The organism is Absicoccus porci (assembly GCF_003725415.1).
GTDB lineage: Bacteria > Bacillota_I > Bacilli_A > Erysipelotrichales > Erysipelotrichaceae > Absicoccus > Absicoccus porci.
This window is the reverse complement of the sequence record NZ_RJQC01000001.1, coordinates 641,748-657,544: the sequence shown is the minus strand read 5'-3', so window position 1 is coordinate 657,544 and position 15,797 is coordinate 641,748. Positions and strand designations below refer to the sequence as shown.

Sequence of the window (15,797 nt, the reverse complement as noted above, 5' to 3'; positions counted from 1 at the left end):
CCCTTAAAAAATAATCCTTACGCATCCTTTGGCTCCTTCAATAAATCACTTGCTTTTATCAAATGAATACCCTCAATTTGACGATTTAACTGCGACAAAATCATATCCGTCGTTTCCTTTGGCTGTTCAAACATCGTTGGTTGCACAATAATTTCTTTCGCATCTTTTAAAGAACCCATATGAATAGCTAAATGACGATAGCCAAGATCCTCTTCAAAATTTTGATCAATCAAATTACGAATGGCTTCATACATGATATTAGCATTGTTTGTATATTCACGAAACGTCTGCGAACGAACAATATTATGAAAATGAATATCACGCATCGTTAAGGAAATCATTTTTCCCATATAATTTTCTTTCTTCATTTTTTGCGATAACGCAAACGTTAAATGCCGAGCTTGTGATAATACTTCATCCATCGCATATAAATCATTTTCAAAAGTTTCAGAAATCGAAACACTTTTATGCGTAGTGGAATACGACAAACGATCACTACTTTTTCCCTGTGCTTTTTGAATCAAAGAAAAACTACTAGGACCAAGTATACGCAAGATCTTATTCTCATTTTCTGGACTCGCAAAATCACCAATCGTATAAATGCCAATTTTTTGCAGTTTAGGTACCGATCGTTTACCAATCCCAACCATCGATTCAATAGGTAAAGGCCAAAGTTTTTGGGCCAATTCCGCTTTCCGTAAAACCGTAATCCCATGTGGCTTACGCATATCACTTGCCATCTTCGCTAAGAATTTGGTTGGTGCTACGCCAATGGAAACATGCAAACCGGTTTCTTGATATACACCTTGTTGAATTTGAAAAGCTAGATCCAAAGGACGAGGATATTTCATAATAATATCGGTGACATCCATAAAACATTCATCAATACTTGCCGGTTCAATGGCTCTTGTATATTTATATAAATAATGAAAAAAAGCCCGACTGCAAGATCGATAATAGGCATAATCCGATTCCACTAATTCAAGGTCTGGACATTTACGCAACGCTTCATAGACAGGCATGGCACTATGTACGCCATATTCTCTGGCCTTATAGTTGGCCGTTGAAATGACGCTTCGCCGCGATAAGGAACCAATAGCGACCGGTTTTCCCTTTAATTCAGGATGACGATTTTCTTCACAAGACGCAAAAAAAGCGTTGATGTCAATATGGAAGATCACTCTAGCCATGTGATACACGCTCCTTTAATTCCTTGGCAGCTTGAATAGCTGCTGGTGTTGGTTTTCCTGCACTCATGGTTGCTAATTCAATCAAGCTGGATTCCTCATCTAGTTCTTCAATCGAAGTGAATGTAGAATCCTTCTGACTGCTTTTTCGCACACAATAATGTGTATCCGCCCAAGCTGCCACACTTGCCAAATGCGTAATACACAACACTTGATACGATTTAGCAATGGTATGCATTTTTTGCCCCATCGCATAAGCCACACGACCACTCACACCGGTATCAATTTCATCAAAAATAATTGTTTCAATACCCTTTTGAGTTTGGAACACAACCTTTAAAGCCAACATCAATCGACTCAATTCACCACCGGATGCACTATCTTTGAGTGGAACAAATGGTTGACCCGGATTCATCGAAACATAGAAAGCAATCGTATCGATTCCATCCTCTGCATAAGTTTTTGTTTCTTGTTTAATTTGAAACTGACAATGCTCCAACATCAAATCCTTACAATGAGACATGACCTTCGATTCCAATTCCGCAAAACAAGCTTTGCGTTGTTTCGATAACTTTTGAGCTAAAGTCGCATATTCCTTTTCTGCTTTTTCTAGATTTGCCTTACTTTGTTCCAAAACTGTTTCCCGATGTAAGATTCGATCAATTTGTTGCTCCAATTCTGTTTTCTTTTCCATCAACGATTCATACGAACCACCATAGCGTTGATACAAACCACGAATGGTATAGACACGAGCTTGCAGATCATCCAACGATACGGAATCATCCGTCCCCTCAATCTGTTGATGTAAGGTTTCTTTGATATCATCCAATTGATAATACATATCACGAATTTGATCCGCTTGTTCTTGCATCGCATCACTTTTCTGTAGCGATTTAAACAAAGCATACAAACGATCTAAGATGCCCTGCTCTTCTTCTAAAGAACGTAAACTCTCCATATACATTTCTTGATTACGCAATGCATCTTCTTTTTGTTTGATTTGTGCTAATAACGTATCCAATTCTTCAGGTTGCACATCGGCCTCACATATTTGATTGTATTGATTGGTCACAAAATCCAATTCATCATCCGATAACGTTTCATTCACTAACGAATCATACGCATCTTTTTGTTCTTTATAGGTATGATAGACAACCGATACTTGTTTTCTTAAAGCATCGGTATGTGCATATCCATCCAAAACTGCCAATTGTGTTTCCGGTTTGATCAATTGATAGGTATCCATTTGCGAATGAATATCAATCAATTGCGTCATCAAATGACGTACAAACCCCAAAGTAGTGACTTGTTGATTGATTCGAATTGTACTCTTCTGATTGGTTGTAATCGTTCGGGTGATGATTAATTCATCTTCGACATCAAAATCATTTTCTTCCAAATACTGCCTTAACGTTGGATCTTCACACGATAAAACCATTTGTAAGGTGGCTTTGTCTTTTCCTTTCCGTACGATATTGGAAGTACAACGCTTGCCACAAAGATATCCAATCGCATCAATCAATAAGCTTTTCCCTGCACCTGTCTCTCCTGTAATAACACTCATACCGGTAGAAAAGTCGATTAAAGCATGATCAAATAAGATATAGTTTTTCACCATCAATTGTTCAATCATTTCGATCTCCTTTCTTGGGCATAAACAACATATTCCTGATTACCGGAACGACCTTGAATGGGACTTTTCATGACATCCACATTTTTATAATACATTTTCAGAAATGCTTCTTTTTGTGCAATAATTTGTTTTGCTAATTTTTCATTTTTTAAAACACCGTGTTTATTTAATGCCTGTGGTCCACACTCAAATTGAGGTTTGACCAATACCACCAAATGAGAAGGAATCATTTGTGTGAATACATGTTCCAAAATGGTTTGACAAGAAATAAAACTCACATCCATACAAATAAAATCGATTGGCTCATCAAACCAACTGACTTCTAATTCACGAGCATTCTTTCCTTCCATCTTAATAACGCGAGGATCCGTTTCTAGTTTCGGTGACAACTGTAAATGTCCCACATCTAACGCATATACTTTTTTTGCATCATGCCGTAAACAAACATCTGTGAAACCTCCGGTACTTGCACCAATGTCCAAAACTACCTGATGAGAAATATCAATATGGAAAGTATCCATAGCTCCTAATAATTTATAGGCAGCTCTTGATACAAATTCATAGCCATCATTCTTTATTACGATGGAATCCTGTTCCGTAACCAAAAAACTTGATTTTTGAATGACTTTCCCATTCACTTCGACCAAACCTTTTTTGATATGATCTTGGGCTTTTGTTCGCGAACCAATCTGAATGGCACAGACTTTATCTAACCGCATGTTGTTCATGATCGATTTCCTTAAACAAGGCATTCACTGAAATATGTTCATGAATACGGATGGAACGTACGGATCCTTGTTGAACAAAATGATTTTCAATACCAAGGACATGTACCGGTTTCATTATTTTGGTATACACTTGCATCACTAAAGCGGATAAAGAGCCTTTTGCATCGGGTTCAAAAATATAGATAGGCAACTGCATTAAAAACATTTGTTTGAGGATCTTTTCATCGACGGGTTTAAAGAATCGTGCATTGATCACGATCATATCCCATTGATTTTCTTTGGCCTTGGAAACAATACGATCAAATTCTTGTCCATAGGTAATCACGATACATTTTGGATCCAAGCCAATTTGAAATTGTGACCAAGAACCAATTGGCAATAAATGACCTATTTGTTCGGATGGTTTACTCACAATACCAAATGGATAGCGAATGAAAAAAGGATTTTGGGTTTGTGAAGCTGTATATAATAAATCTAATGCTTCTTGACTGTCTTTTGGCTGGGAAATCATAATATCCGGAATCGAAGATAAAAGCCGGATATCATAGATTCCCTGCTGAATATCGCCTTTACCATCCGCAATACCTGCATTATTTACACCGACAATGATGGGACTTTTCATATTGGCTAAATGGGCTTGAATGGTATCGATGCATTGGCCAATATCTTTGGCTTGAATCTGAACAAAAGGGTGATATCCTTTTTTCGCAATTCCTGCCGCCATTCCTAAGGCTAGATTGGGACGAGACGAAAGTGATGGATCAATCTTTGATAATTTGGGATTTTGTTTCTGTAATACAGTGATACAAGTATCGATCCATGTCTCCCAGCTGCATTGGTCTTTGGAAACTAAAAGTTTGGATTTTCCCGTATCTTGATGAAAAGGCATCACTTCTTGCCAGCCATTTTGATCCTGCGCATATGGATATCCATAGGAAGGATGCGTTTGAATATGGACAACAATAGGACGACTGGATGCTTTAGCTGCTTGGAAAGCATTGATCAAAGCATGCATGTCATGTCCATCGATAGGTCCTAGATAATCAAACCCCATATTTTGGAATAAATTATCATTCAATAAATTATCTTTGATATGATCTTTCACAGATCCAAAAGCACTTGCCACACCATTGCCAATTCGATTGGAACGCAAGGTGTCATTGACGCTTTCCTTCGCTTTGCGATACGCTTTGCTGGAACGAAAGGACGATAATGTTTCGATAATTCGATTCGATTTTGTTTTCGTCTGAATCATTTCATTAAAGATGATGACCATGCCATGTTGAGCATATCCAATTTGGTAAAGAGCCTCTAAGCTAGAGCCTGTAATTATGCCTTTTGAATCAATGAAATCGATGATCTGATACGTTTCTTTGGCTTTATCGCGAGCACAAGCCAATCCAAAAGCCACTGCAAGCGAACTGCCAATAGGCATGCTATTCCAAGTATCATAGGTACTTTCATCACAAGAACAATACGTTTTTAAACCATTGGCTTGGCGATAGGTTGAAAACGTGGGTGAACGACCCGTTAGAATTTTATGGGCTAAACATTGATGTCCGCCATCGATCAATAATTGATCCTGGGGTGTTTGAAAAACAAAATGTAAGGCAACCATCGCATCCACAACACTTAAATTATCCGCCAAGTACCCTCCTTTTTGGGCAATGGTTTGAATGATAAAATCACGTATATCATCGGCTACAGTCGATAATTGCTCTTCCGATAAATTCCTGATTTGTTCTGGCGTTTCAATGTCGTATAGACGCATATATCTCCCTCATTTCAATATGTACGTTTGGTCATAAAATCAATCAATGTTTGTAAGTAAGATAAATCTCCTTCAAAGCTAGAAAGCATGGTTTCAATTTCCGTTTGATAAGAAAGAACCTTCTTTTTTGCTGCTTCTAATCCCATCAAGGAAACAAATGTTTGTTTATGATTTTCATTATCACTTGTTGATTTTCCTAAAGCCTGACTGGATTGGGTTTGATCCAAAATATCATCTTGAATCTGAAATTGAATACCTAGTGCATAACCAATTTTTTGCCAAGTAGGAATATCCTCTTCTTTACCTGCAATGATGGCAGCACAGACAAATGGTAAAGTTAAAAGTTTTGCGGTTTTATACGTATCAATAGAAAATACATCATCTAACGTTAGATTTTTTGCTGATTCTGCTTTAAGATCCAATTCTTGTCCATAAATCATGCCATCGACACCTGAATATTTACTTAATGCAGAAACAAGACCGACTTTTTTTTCTGCATCGACATTTGTCTCTAAGACAACATCAAATGCTCGTGTCAATAAACCATCACCAGCTAAAATAGCAGTAGCTTCATCAAATTGAACATGGCAGCTTGGCTGTCCTCGTCGCATATCATCATCATCCATAGCTGGCAAGTCATCATGAATCAATGAATAGGTATGAATCATTTCAATTGCACTGGCACAAGGAAAACCAATGGTTGGATCAAAACCATATAGTTGCAAAGTCGCAAAAAGCAATTGCGGACGCATGCGCTTTCCACCATTGACTAAGGAATAGGCCATGGCCGATTTTACACGACCTTCTTGTCCTTCTTTGACTTTGGTTTGAAGATAGGATTCAAATGCATCAAGATCAATCATTGGTAGTCTCCTTTTGATTGGATAATTGTTCTACTTTCTGTTCAAATTCTTTCAATTGCGTCTCACATTGAGCAGCTAATTTCGTTCCTTCTGTAAATAAATCCATCGCTTTTTCTAATTCAAGATCATCACGATTTAATTCCGTAACAATTTCATCTAAACGATTCATCGCTTCATGAAATTTCAGTTTTTTTGTTGGCATGAGATTCCTCCTGACATTCGGTAACCATGGAAAGAATGGTACCATCCTTTACTTGCGTTTGAATGACTTTTCCATTTTGTACTTGATGGATGGAATGGATCACTTGTCCATCTTCCATCGTGATGGAATAGCCACGCTCTATGACCTTTAAAGGAGAATAGGCATCGAGCAAAGAAACATTTTTGATTAAGTGTTTTTGTTGATTTTCTATATAATGTTTTAAAGCATCTTGCGTACGCTCTTTGGCATGATTTAAATCTTGTGTCTGCTTTTGCGTATATATCTTTCCAGCTTGCATCAATTGTTGAAAATAAGTGGTACACAATTGCGTTTCTTTTCTTATTTTTGCACCCATAGCTTGTTGCAAAGATTGTTGATAGTGATGGATATCACTGTCAAAGCCAGTAATCTTCTCTTTTGTTTGAGACAGAGCTTGTTCTAAATTATCCAATCGTAATCGTTTATCAATGATCCATGTGTTCGGATCGGAAAGATATCGATTGGATTGATAGGTGTACAATTGCTTCTTAGCACTTTGGAGGTGTTGATGCATCTGAAAATTTAGTGTAGCCTGCATTTGCTCCAAACGAGCCAATACTTCTTTTTGATCGGGTGTGACCCATTGCGCGGCTGCCGTTGGTGTTACACTTCGATGATCAGCAACAAGATCACATAATGTCGTATCCACTTCATGACCGACACCAGAAACAATATACGTCTGACAGTGATATATTGTTTTTACAAGTTCTTCATCATTGAAACAAAATAAATCTTCAAAAGAACCTCCACCACGTACAACCAAGATTGCATCATACCCTTTGGCATCAGCTTGTTTTAATCGAGCCACTATGGTTTCAGCTGCTTTTTGACCTTGTACAAGGGCTGGATATAAAGTCATCTTCAACATCGGCCAACGCTTCCGTACAGTCGTGATCACATCTTGAATGGCCGCTCCTTCTTTGGCCGTAATGATCGCAATGTGTTCAATCACATCCGGTTTGGTTTTTTTATGTGTAGGATCAAAATAGCCTTGTGCTTCAAGACGTTTTTTTCGTTGTTCTAATTCCAGGAAAAGAGCGCCTAAACCATCGGGTCGCATTGACGTAACATATAATTGTAAAGAGCCTCTTTGAGGATACACATTGGCGCTGGCCTTGACTAAAACTTTCATGCCTTCTTCTAAATCAAAACGCAAATGTTTGACATAGCTCGCAAACATCACACAGCTCATAGCGCCACGTTCATCTTTTAAAGAAAAATAATAGTGACCGGATCGATGTTTGGTCAAATTGGAAACTTCACCACTGATCCAGACATCATGAAGATTCAATTGTTGTTCTAAGGTTGTTTTGATACGTAAAAGAACATGGGATACACTCACAACCATTTCATCTGTCATAGTCGATCCAATACCCCATTGATCAATTTATAAGAATCATCATCACAATATTTTTTGGCCAGTCCAACGGCTTCATCAATAACAACCGCTTTAGGTGTTTGATTAACTAAAATTTCTTGACAAGCCATCAATAAAATAGCTTGTTCCAAAACACTTAACCGGTTGAATGTCCAATCTTTACGTAATAAATGATTAATTGTTTGAATATAATTGTATTCATGAGCCACCGTATCGACGGTGATGCTATATAGATACCCATCAATTTCATTGGTACCATGCATGGCTTCATATACACATTTTCGTATGTCTTTATTCAGCAATAAATGTTGATATAAACTATTTAGTGCGATTTCTCTCTGTTCATGTCGTTTCATGTTTTCTCCTTATTGTTGGTTGGTAATACACGGGCACTCGGAACTACTTCACTGGCTGGTCCAGCATGAATATCTTGATCATCAAAAAAGATATCCGCACCAAAGCTTGCCAATATATCTGCTTTTTTAGCTCCTTGTAGAAAAAAGATCTCATCTACGATAATATGCCATTGACGTAAGGTCTTGATGACACGAATACCCGCATTTTTATCCCGTGCTGTTACGATGGCAGTACGTAAATAATGCGTATTGGCACAAGCTTTTTGAAGTTGGGCCAGACGAAATAAGAAATGTGCCATCGGCCCTTGTTCCATGGCCGTATCTTGATTTTTGATTTCATTGGCTACAAATGCATCCAATCCCTTGGCTTTATAAATCTGTTCGGATTGATCCGAAAATAATACTGCATCTGCATCAAAAGCAATACGAATTTGATCGGATGGCAAATCATATTTCGCATGTGGATAAATCAATCCAGCTGGATACCCATCTTCAATAGCTAGTTCTACATCTTTGGCATTGGCGGATAAAAATAAATCGACATCAAATGCTTTTAAATAACGCGAAATATTTTCCCCACCACTCATGACCATACGACCAATATCAAGATCATAGTGTTCCAAAGAATTGATGATTCGTAATGATGTTTCTGCTGAATTACGAGACATCACGATGACTTCTACCAGTTTTTTATTCATCTTGGCATTAATATCCAAGAATTTCTTGATTAATGGAAAGCCCGAACCGGGTTTTAAAATATCTTCTTCATGTGCAAACTGATATTCCCGATATGCATCCAGTCCTTGTGTTTCAAAGATTTCATTGGCTTCTTCTAAATCAAATAAAGCACGGGATGAAATTCCAATGACTAAATAATCATGGAAAGATACACTCATAGATCTACTCCTTTTAAAAAAAGGAAATCACAAAAGATTTCCTAAAAAATAAAACCAACCACCTGGATCTCAATTGATTCTGGTTTGAAATCCGTCATATAAGAAATACTTTCAAAGATCTTGTTTTGAAGTTCAGCACATGTATCGGTCACATGCGCTTTATAATTCATTTTCACAGGAATTGTTAATTTTAATGTATTGTGGTCAATCACTGTTTGGATACCACCCTTCAAAGGACGATTGCCTTCAACCAATTGCACTTGGTCATTCTCTTCAATCACATTCAGAGCGATACTTGAAAACACGGATTTATTTAATTGAACCGTTCCATATTCATTTTGTGGTTCTAATGTTATATATTCTTGGGCCATAATTTCACCTTCATTTCTTCTTTATTATAACAAACTTCCCACAGGCAATAAAGAAATACTTATCCCATATTTTCACATCATTTCGATAAACAAATAAATTTTGACATTTAAATTAGCCATGTCTATCACAGTTATATAGAACATATACTATTAAAGGAGATATATAAAATAAGTCCATGGAAAACAGCACGCTTAATTAGCTATGGTTTTCTCTTAGGTTCAGCTGGTGTATCGATTCTTTCATCAAAAGATGCAAAAAATGTTTATACCCATGTAACAGCTGCTGTAAAGCATGGTGGTGACAGTGTAAAAAAGACATTGACCACCCTAAAAGAAAACTGTGAAGATGTCAATGCGGATGCGAATGATATCAATCAAAAACGTGCTATTTGAAGCACGTGAAAAAGAAATTGCCGATGCGAAAGCTCTATTGGCACAAGAAGATGCGGCTTAAACGCATCTTTTTTAGAAAGGAGAAATATTTTGGATTGTACAATAAAACATGAATCCTTAGGTCGCTTACGTATTCATTTACATCAATGTTATATGACACTGCCTGAAGCAGATCAAGTAGAATACTGGATCAAAGAATTAGCAGGTGTAAATCGTGTAAAAGTATACGATCGAACCGCCGATGCCACGATCCTTTATGATGGAAAAACAGATACACGTCAAAGAATTATTGATTGTCTATCTTCTTTTGACTATAAAACTTGTAAGCCCAAAGTAGCCGAACATACAGGACGAGAGATTCAACGATATTATGAAGATAAAATGTTTGATCACATCGCCGCAAGGATCATTATTCGATGGTTTTTACCAGTTCCAATTCGAAGTTCCATCCGTTTGATCAAAGCCGTTCCATTTGTTCTACATGGCTTGAAATCGTTGTCCAAAGGTAAACTAGATGTGCATGTATTGGATGAGACAAGCGTTACCTTTGCTCTGATTCGTCAAGATTTTGATACAGCTGGCAGTGTGATGTTCCTATTAGGTGTTGGCGACATCATGGAAGAGTGGACCCATCGTAAATCGGTGGACGATCTGGCCAATGCGATGTCTTTGCACATTGATAAAGTATGGCGTAAAGAAAAAGATACCAATACATTAGTACCTATCATGGAAATTAAACTGAATGATCAAATTATCGTACGTACTGGCAACATGATTCCGTTGGATGGTCTTGTTGTAAGTGGTGATGCGATGGTCAACCAATCTTCCATTACGGGTGAACCACTATCGGTTCATAAATCCGAAGGAGCGCCAGTCTTTGCAGGAACAGTGATGGATGAAGGTCAATTGGTCATCCAAGTAACCAAAGTTTCCGGTTCCGGTCAGTATGATCGAAGATTCAGAAAAATTAAAATCAAATACCGGAACACGAATATCCAATCTTGCAGATCACTTATTTCCGGTAACATTTGCGGCAACAGCTCTGACCTATCTGTTCACACGAAATGTGACCCGTGCTTACTCGATCATGATGGTTGATTTCTGTTGTGCATTGAAACTTTCGATGCCAATATCCTTCTTAAGCGCCATGCATGATGCAAGTCTAGAAGGAATTACCGTAAAAGGCGGCAAAGTGATGGAAGATTATACGCAAGCGAAAACCATTGTTTTTGATAAGACCGGTATTTTGACCAAAGCCGAACCAAAAGTAAAAGATGTGATTGCTTTTGGAGATCATGAGCCTATCGAAATGTTGCGTTTGGCAGCTTGTTTGGAAGAACACTATCCACACTCCATTGCCAATGCGGTAGTCAAATGATCGGATGAACTGCATCTTCGTCATGAAGAAGAACATTCCGAAGTCAAATACATTGTCGCACATGGCATTGCGAGTGATATCAATGGCGTCTTATTGCGAATTGGCAGTTATCATTTCATCTTTGAAGATGAAGGTATCACCATACCTGAAGGTGAACAAGAAAAATTCGATAACTTGCCAGATGAATATTCCCACTTGTATTTATCGATTGGTGGACAATTAGCGGCTGTAATCTTAATCGAAGATCCAATTAAAGAAGAAGCCAAACAAGTCATTCACCAATTACATGATGTTGGATTTAAAAAATTGTCATGTTGACGGGTGATAGTGATCGAACAGCCAAAGCCGTTGCTTCTCGTTTAGGACTGGATGATTATTGTTCAGAAGTATTACCAGAAGATAAAGCTGCATTTATCGAACAAGAACATGCATTGGGTCATACAGTTATCATGGTTGGTAACGGCATCAATGATACTCCGGCACTTTCTGTAGCCGATGTTGGTATCGCGATTACCTCAGGAGCGCCTATTGCACGTGAAGTCGCAGATATTACCATTGCCGAAAATGATTTACAAGCACTTGTGACATTACGTCAATTATGCAATGCGCTCAACCAGCGAAATAAGCACACATATGATTTCATCATGGGATTTAATTCTGGATTGATCAATCTAGGTATGTTTGGAATCCTACAGCCATCTATGACTGCCCTACTCCATAATGCATCAATCATTGGTATTTCCTTAAATTGTATGACAGGCTTAACGGCTAAAGAACAACAACCATCATTATTACTATCTTAAAAGACGAAGGCATCTAACCAATGTCATTAAGTTAAGACAATTCTTAAATTTATGAGTCTTACCTATAAATAGGTAGGGCTCTTTTTTTTGTGCAAGAAGTGTAAAAAACACTTGACAAGCCAAAAAGCGGAATTTTAAACATAATCCGAAGGAATTATAGAGGAGGATTTTTACCTATGATTCCANTTTTTTTGTGCAAGAAGTGTAAAAAACACTTGACAAGCCAAAAAGCGGAATTTTAAACATAATCCGAAGGAATTATAGAGGAGGATTTTTACCTATGATTCCAGATAAGATTTTAAATGTTTTTAATCGTTCTATTAAAATGGTTTGCAGCAACATCGCTTGTTACTGCAATGACCCTGTTAGTGATTTTACTCGTAAGAGAAAACTGCCTGCTGAAACTCTGATACACTTTATTGTTCAGATGCAGTCTAAAAGTCTAAACTCCGAGTTGTGTGAATATTTTACAGACTTGGATTCTTTGCCTACTGCTTCGGCTCTTTGCCAGCAAAGAGACAAGCTTGATATCAGTGCTTTCCAAAGAATTATGCATCTGTTTGTGAATGCATTTGATGACTACAAGACTTGGAAAGGATACCATGTTCTAGCTTGCGATGGTTCGGATGTAAATATTGCCTATGATGAAAAGGATGAAGATACTAAAAGACAGAACGGCAATAATAAACCATTCAGTCAGCTTCATATCAACGGATTATATGACTGTATTAATCATGTTTTCTGGGATACAAGTATTGATACAGCTACTAAGACTAGAGAATGTGCTGCTTTAATGAAAATGATTATGAGACATGATTATCCTGTAAACTCGATTATTACGGCTGATAGAGGTTATGAAAAATACAATCTAATGGCATGTTGTATAGAAAATAATCAGAAATTTGTATTTCGTATTAAAGATATAAATGTATTTGGTTCAATTCTTTCAAATCTGAATTTGCCACATGAAGAATTTGATTTAGATGTTACTAAAATACTGACTCGTAAACAAACAAATGAAACGAAGAATAATAAAGATAAATTTACCATTATGAAAAAAGAATCGGATTTTGATTATTTTGATGATGATGGGTTTTATGAATTGAATCTAAGAGTAGTTCGTTTTAAGATTACAAAGGAAACCTATGAATGTCTGGTAACAAATTTAACGAGAGATGAATTCGATTTAAATGAACTAAAGAAGATGTATCACATGAGATGGAATATAGAAACTGCGTTTAAAATGTTGAAATACATCATCGGAATGATGTCATTTCATTCAAAAAAACGTAATTTCATACAACAGGAAATCTATGCAGCAATTCTATTACATTGTTTAACAAATATCATTACTGAGAGAATCGAAGTAGAACAATCTGACAAAAGGAAACATCATTACAAAGTGAATTTATCTACTGCCGTAACAAATATGAGGCTTTGGTTAAGAAAAATAATCTGTACAAAAGAAATGATAAAAAGAATAAAAAAATATCTGGCCCCGGTAAGACCAGATAGAAAATATCAGCGCAATATGAAACCTAAATCGGCTATACCATTTAATACAAAAGCATCATAGCGCTACACTGATTATATTTCATATATGAGTCACAGGCAAATTTTTTTGAAGTGCAAAAATTTGCCTTTTCGTCATGCCTTAAATACCACATTTTTAACTGTAACGTAAGTAAAGACCTGGATATAGAATTGTATCCAGGCTTAACTTAATAAGAATTTATCACTGCCACTATCCCGTTAGCTTAACTTAATGACATTGGCATCTAACCTTCGTCTTTTTCTAAAATTGAAAATATTGTTTTTGCCAGACATCACATGTTTTATTACATAGTTTTTCTAAAGCAATCAAACGTTTTTTTGATCGCTCGATGTCATTAAGCAACTGTGTTTTTAATTCCTTCGCACTGGAAAATTTCTTTTCGTCCCGAATTTTATCTAAAAAATAAAAACGTACGGTTTGGTCATAAATATCATCATTAAAATTAAATAGATTGGCTTCAATGGTTTGAATTTTATTTTCAAACGTTGGATTATTGCCAATATTGATCATGGCACCATACATTTGATCACCGACGGAAACCATACCAGCATATACACCAACAACAGGTACGACATATTCATTGTTCACATCTAAATTAGCCGTTGGGATTCCTAATATCGTCGATCCTCGTTTAAATCCGTGACAGACAATCCCTTCAATGGAATAGGCAAATCCGCATAATCGATTGGCTTTTAAGACCTGCCCTTGCAGGATCAATGGTTCAATACGAGAACTGGAAATCTTGATAGAACGATCATTGATACTATCCACCACGATCACATCAAAATATGATTGTTCTCGTAATGTTTGAACATTTCCTGTATTCTTGGCTGCATAGCGAAAATCAAAGCCACAAATTAAAGAATGAATATGCATTTGATACAACATTTCATGAAATTGATTAATGTCCAGACTTGCTAATTCTTTGGTAAAGTGAATCACATAAACAAAATCAAATTTCATATACTCGGCAAAATGCACTTTATCAGCTAATGTGAATAAATGATGCAGTTCTTTTTGGGGATAAAAGACAGCCCATGGATCGGGTTCAAATGTAATGATTGCACTCTGTATTTGTTTTCGTTTCGCCGTTTTCTTTGTTCTTTTTAATAATTCTTGATGTCCCTTATGCATGCCATCAAAAAAACCGATACAAGCCGCTGTTTCTTCTAATTCTGGTATTTGATTGACATCAATTTGAATGACTTGCATTTACCATAGCCCCCTTTTGGAATGAAAAATATCTTCTTCGATTCGATCATAAATCGCAATGGGTTCCTTATTTTCCACGATACAAACACGATCATAATCGGTATCTAAATGAATGGTTTTTCCTTGATAAATCGCATGGATATCCGGATAGGCAATCATAGGTAAATGATCCAAGACCGATCGTATCGAATATAAAACCGGCTTTTCTCCATTGGCTAGATTATCGAGATCCTGGGCTTGCGATAAAGTAAAACGACCAACTTGCGTACGAACCAAAGAAGCCATGCAACTTAAATTGTTTGTCAATGGACCAAAATCACGACATATGCTTCGCACATAGGTTCCCGAAGAACAAGCTATTTCAAAGGAAAGATCCTCTAGAGGTTTGATCGCATAAATCATTACATCTTGATAAACTTCTGGTACGGGTAACCCTTTTCTTTGATAGTCCAATAGTTTCATACCATTGACTTTTTTATTCGATGTCATTGGCACACGTTGATGACAAGGTCCTTGAAAGGAAGAAATGACCGAATCAAAATCAAAATTTTCATCAATAGGTTTTCGATCTAAAACATCGCCATGAATATCATCGGTAGTAGTAGAATACCCCAATTGAATCTTCGCAATATATTTTTTATCTGTATCTGCTAGAAATTGATTGATTTTACAAGCTTTCCCACAAAGCACAACTAAAACACCAGTAGCATCTGGATCTAAAGTACCCGTATGACCAAATTTCTTTTGATGATAGAGTTTTCGTAATCGACTGATGACATCATGACTCGTCATGCCTTTGGGTTTATTAATAATTAAAATACCATCCATAGTTGTAACCAAAAAAAACCCTAAGGACGAGAGATCTTTCCCGGTATATCCAGGTGGGTGATCTGTGTCAGTCATTAGGATCCCTGATCAATGAAAAGGTATTCAACACAGAAAGACAACGTCCGATCTCCCGTATCTCTAAGTGTAGGAAAAATGTTATACATCCTTAGGTTATCTTCATAATATATCAACCCTAACATCAAA

Annotated in this window: 18 protein-coding genes; 6 read left to right on the top strand and 12 right to left on the bottom strand. The window is 36.8% G+C overall.

Annotated elements, in window-relative coordinates; translation table 11 throughout:
• Positions 1–17: 17 nt before the first annotated feature.
• From dinB to EDX97_RS03255, 10 genes are read right to left on the bottom strand one after another with little or no spacing between them, the layout of a single operon-like run.
• Positions 18–1,190: a DNA polymerase IV gene (gene dinB / locus EDX97_RS03300; protein ID WP_128519762.1), complete on the bottom strand. Its 1,173-nt coding sequence runs from the start codon at positions 1,188–1,190 to the stop codon at positions 18–20.
• A complete protein-coding gene (locus tag EDX97_RS03295; protein WP_128519761.1) occupies positions 1,183–2,820 on the bottom strand; it encodes a DNA repair protein RecN in 1,638 nt (545 codons plus the stop codon). The genes dinB and EDX97_RS03295 overlap by 8 nt, the downstream gene beginning before the upstream one ends.
• Entirely contained in the window at positions 2,817–3,548 is a 732-nt protein-coding gene (locus EDX97_RS03290) for a TlyA family RNA methyltransferase (RefSeq protein ID WP_128519760.1), read from the bottom strand. Before EDX97_RS03290 ends, EDX97_RS03295 begins: the two co-directional genes overlap by 4 nt.
• Complete coding sequence (locus EDX97_RS03285) at positions 3,526–5,319, bottom strand: 1-deoxy-D-xylulose-5-phosphate synthase N-terminal domain-containing protein (RefSeq protein WP_128519759.1); 1,794 nt, start codon at positions 5,317–5,319, stop codon at positions 3,526–3,528. The genes EDX97_RS03290 and EDX97_RS03285 overlap by 23 nt, the downstream gene beginning before the upstream one ends.
• 14 nt (positions 5,320–5,333) lie before the next feature.
• Positions 5,334–6,182 carry a polyprenyl synthetase family protein gene (locus tag EDX97_RS03280; RefSeq protein ID WP_128519758.1) on the bottom strand — a complete coding sequence of 283 codons (849 nt, stop codon included), beginning with the start codon at positions 6,180–6,182 and terminating at the stop codon, positions 5,334–5,336.
• Positions 6,175–6,384 (bottom strand): exodeoxyribonuclease VII small subunit, encoded by a 210-nt coding sequence (gene xseB, locus EDX97_RS03275; protein WP_128519757.1) that lies wholly within the window; start codon positions 6,382–6,384, stop codon positions 6,175–6,177. The genes EDX97_RS03280 and xseB overlap by 8 nt, the downstream gene beginning before the upstream one ends.
• The gene (xseA, locus tag EDX97_RS03270; protein ID WP_128519756.1) at positions 6,356–7,783 is read right to left on the bottom strand and encodes an exodeoxyribonuclease VII large subunit; all 1,428 of its coding nucleotides are present in this window, start codon (positions 7,781–7,783) and stop codon (positions 6,356–6,358) included. Before xseA ends, xseB begins: the two co-directional genes overlap by 29 nt.
• Positions 7,780–8,157 carry a transcription antitermination factor NusB gene (gene nusB, locus EDX97_RS03265; protein ID WP_128519755.1) on the bottom strand — a complete coding sequence of 126 codons (378 nt, stop codon included), beginning with the start codon at positions 8,155–8,157 and terminating at the stop codon, positions 7,780–7,782. Before nusB ends, xseA begins: the two co-directional genes overlap by 4 nt.
• Entirely contained in the window at positions 8,154–9,053 is a 900-nt protein-coding gene (locus EDX97_RS03260) for a 5'-nucleotidase (protein ID WP_128519754.1), read from the bottom strand. Before EDX97_RS03260 ends, nusB begins: the two co-directional genes overlap by 4 nt.
• A 41-nt stretch (positions 9,054–9,094) precedes the next feature.
• The gene (locus EDX97_RS03255) at positions 9,095–9,424 is read right to left on the bottom strand and encodes an Asp23/Gls24 family envelope stress response protein (protein WP_128519753.1); all 330 of its coding nucleotides are present in this window, start codon (positions 9,422–9,424) and stop codon (positions 9,095–9,097) included.
• A 111-nt stretch (positions 9,425–9,535) separates the two neighbouring features.
• Here EDX97_RS03255 and EDX97_RS12200 point away from each other — a divergent pair, with 111 nt between their 5' ends.
• The 6 genes from EDX97_RS12200 to EDX97_RS03240 all read left to right on the top strand — a co-directional run bounded on the left by EDX97_RS12200 (position 9,536) and on the right by EDX97_RS03240 (position 13,574).
• Positions 9,536–9,817: a DUF6110 family protein gene (locus tag EDX97_RS12200; RefSeq protein WP_221175883.1), complete on the top strand. Its 282-nt coding sequence runs from the start codon at positions 9,536–9,538 to the stop codon at positions 9,815–9,817.
• 90 nt (positions 9,818–9,907) lie between these two features.
• Positions 9,908–10,915 carry a P-type ATPase actuator domain-containing protein gene (locus EDX97_RS12010; RefSeq protein ID WP_245977986.1) on the top strand — a complete coding sequence of 336 codons (1,008 nt, stop codon included), beginning with the start codon at positions 9,908–9,910 and terminating at the stop codon, positions 10,913–10,915.
• Between the two features lie 49 nt (positions 10,916–10,964).
• Positions 10,965–11,195, top strand: coding sequence for an HAD family hydrolase (locus EDX97_RS12005; RefSeq protein ID WP_245977985.1), 231 nt, complete (start codon positions 10,965–10,967; stop codon positions 11,193–11,195).
• A 93-nt stretch (positions 11,196–11,288) separates the two neighbouring features.
• Positions 11,289–11,513 (top strand): hypothetical protein, encoded by a 225-nt coding sequence (locus EDX97_RS12000; RefSeq protein WP_245977984.1) that lies wholly within the window; start codon positions 11,289–11,291, stop codon positions 11,511–11,513.
• Positions 11,507–11,998, top strand: coding sequence for an HAD-IC family P-type ATPase (locus tag EDX97_RS11995; protein ID WP_245977983.1), 492 nt, complete (start codon positions 11,507–11,509; stop codon positions 11,996–11,998). Before EDX97_RS12000 ends, EDX97_RS11995 begins: the two co-directional genes overlap by 7 nt.
• A 280-nt stretch (positions 11,999–12,278) precedes the next feature.
• Entirely contained in the window at positions 12,279–13,574 is a 1,296-nt protein-coding gene (locus EDX97_RS03240) for an IS4 family transposase (RefSeq protein WP_128519752.1), read from the top strand.
• A gap of 219 nt (positions 13,575–13,793) precedes the next feature.
• On the opposite strand, the gene ribF is transcribed toward EDX97_RS03240, so the two are convergent.
• Complete coding sequence (gene ribF, locus EDX97_RS03235) at positions 13,794–14,765, bottom strand: riboflavin biosynthesis protein RibF (protein WP_128519751.1); 972 nt, start codon at positions 14,763–14,765, stop codon at positions 13,794–13,796.
• Positions 14,766–15,593 carry a tRNA pseudouridine(55) synthase TruB gene (truB, locus tag EDX97_RS03230; protein ID WP_128519750.1) on the bottom strand — a complete coding sequence of 276 codons (828 nt, stop codon included), beginning with the start codon at positions 15,591–15,593 and terminating at the stop codon, positions 14,766–14,768. It lies immediately after the preceding gene.
• Positions 15,594–15,797 lie beyond the last annotated feature (204 nt).

Coding starts and splice junctions, on each gene's coding strand:
- EDX97_RS03280 (WP_128519758.1), bottom strand. CDS start 6,182: ATGATTGATCTTGATGCATTTGAATCCTATCTTCAAACCAAAGTCAAA.
- ribF (WP_128519751.1), bottom strand. CDS start 14,765: ATGCAAGTCATTCAAATTGATGTCAATCAAATACCAGAATTAGAAGAA.
- EDX97_RS03240 (WP_128519752.1), top strand. CDS start 12,279: ATGATTCCAGATAAGATTTTAAATGTTTTTAATCGTTCTATTAAAATG.
- EDX97_RS12005 (WP_245977985.1), top strand. CDS start 10,965: ATGCATGATGCAAGTCTAGAAGGAATTACCGTAAAAGGCGGCAAAGTG.
- truB (WP_128519750.1), bottom strand. CDS start 15,593: ATGGATGGTATTTTAATTATTAATAAACCCAAAGGCATGACGAGTCAT.
- EDX97_RS11995 (WP_245977983.1), top strand. CDS start 11,507: ATGTTGACGGGTGATAGTGATCGAACAGCCAAAGCCGTTGCTTCTCGT.
- EDX97_RS03255 (WP_128519753.1), bottom strand. CDS start 9,424: ATGGCCCAAGAATATATAACATTAGAACCACAAAATGAATATGGAACG.
- EDX97_RS03260 (WP_128519754.1), bottom strand. CDS start 9,053: ATGAGTGTATCTTTCCATGATTATTTAGTCATTGGAATTTCATCCCGT.
- EDX97_RS03285 (WP_128519759.1), bottom strand. CDS start 5,319: ATGCGTCTATACGACATTGAAACGCCAGAACAAATCAGGAATTTATCG.
- dinB (WP_128519762.1), bottom strand. CDS start 1,190: ATGGCTAGAGTGATCTTCCATATTGACATCAACGCTTTTTTTGCGTCT.
- EDX97_RS03290 (WP_128519760.1), bottom strand. CDS start 3,548: ATGAACAACATGCGGTTAGATAAAGTCTGTGCCATTCAGATTGGTTCG.
- xseB (WP_128519757.1), bottom strand. CDS start 6,384: ATGCCAACAAAAAAACTGAAATTTCATGAAGCGATGAATCGTTTAGAT.
- EDX97_RS03295 (WP_128519761.1), bottom strand. CDS start 2,820: ATGATTGAACAATTGATGGTGAAAAACTATATCTTATTTGATCATGCT.
- xseA (WP_128519756.1), bottom strand. CDS start 7,783: ATGACAGATGAAATGGTTGTGAGTGTATCCCATGTTCTTTTACGTATC.
- nusB (WP_128519755.1), bottom strand. CDS start 8,157: ATGAAACGACATGAACAGAGAGAAATCGCACTAAATAGTTTATATCAA.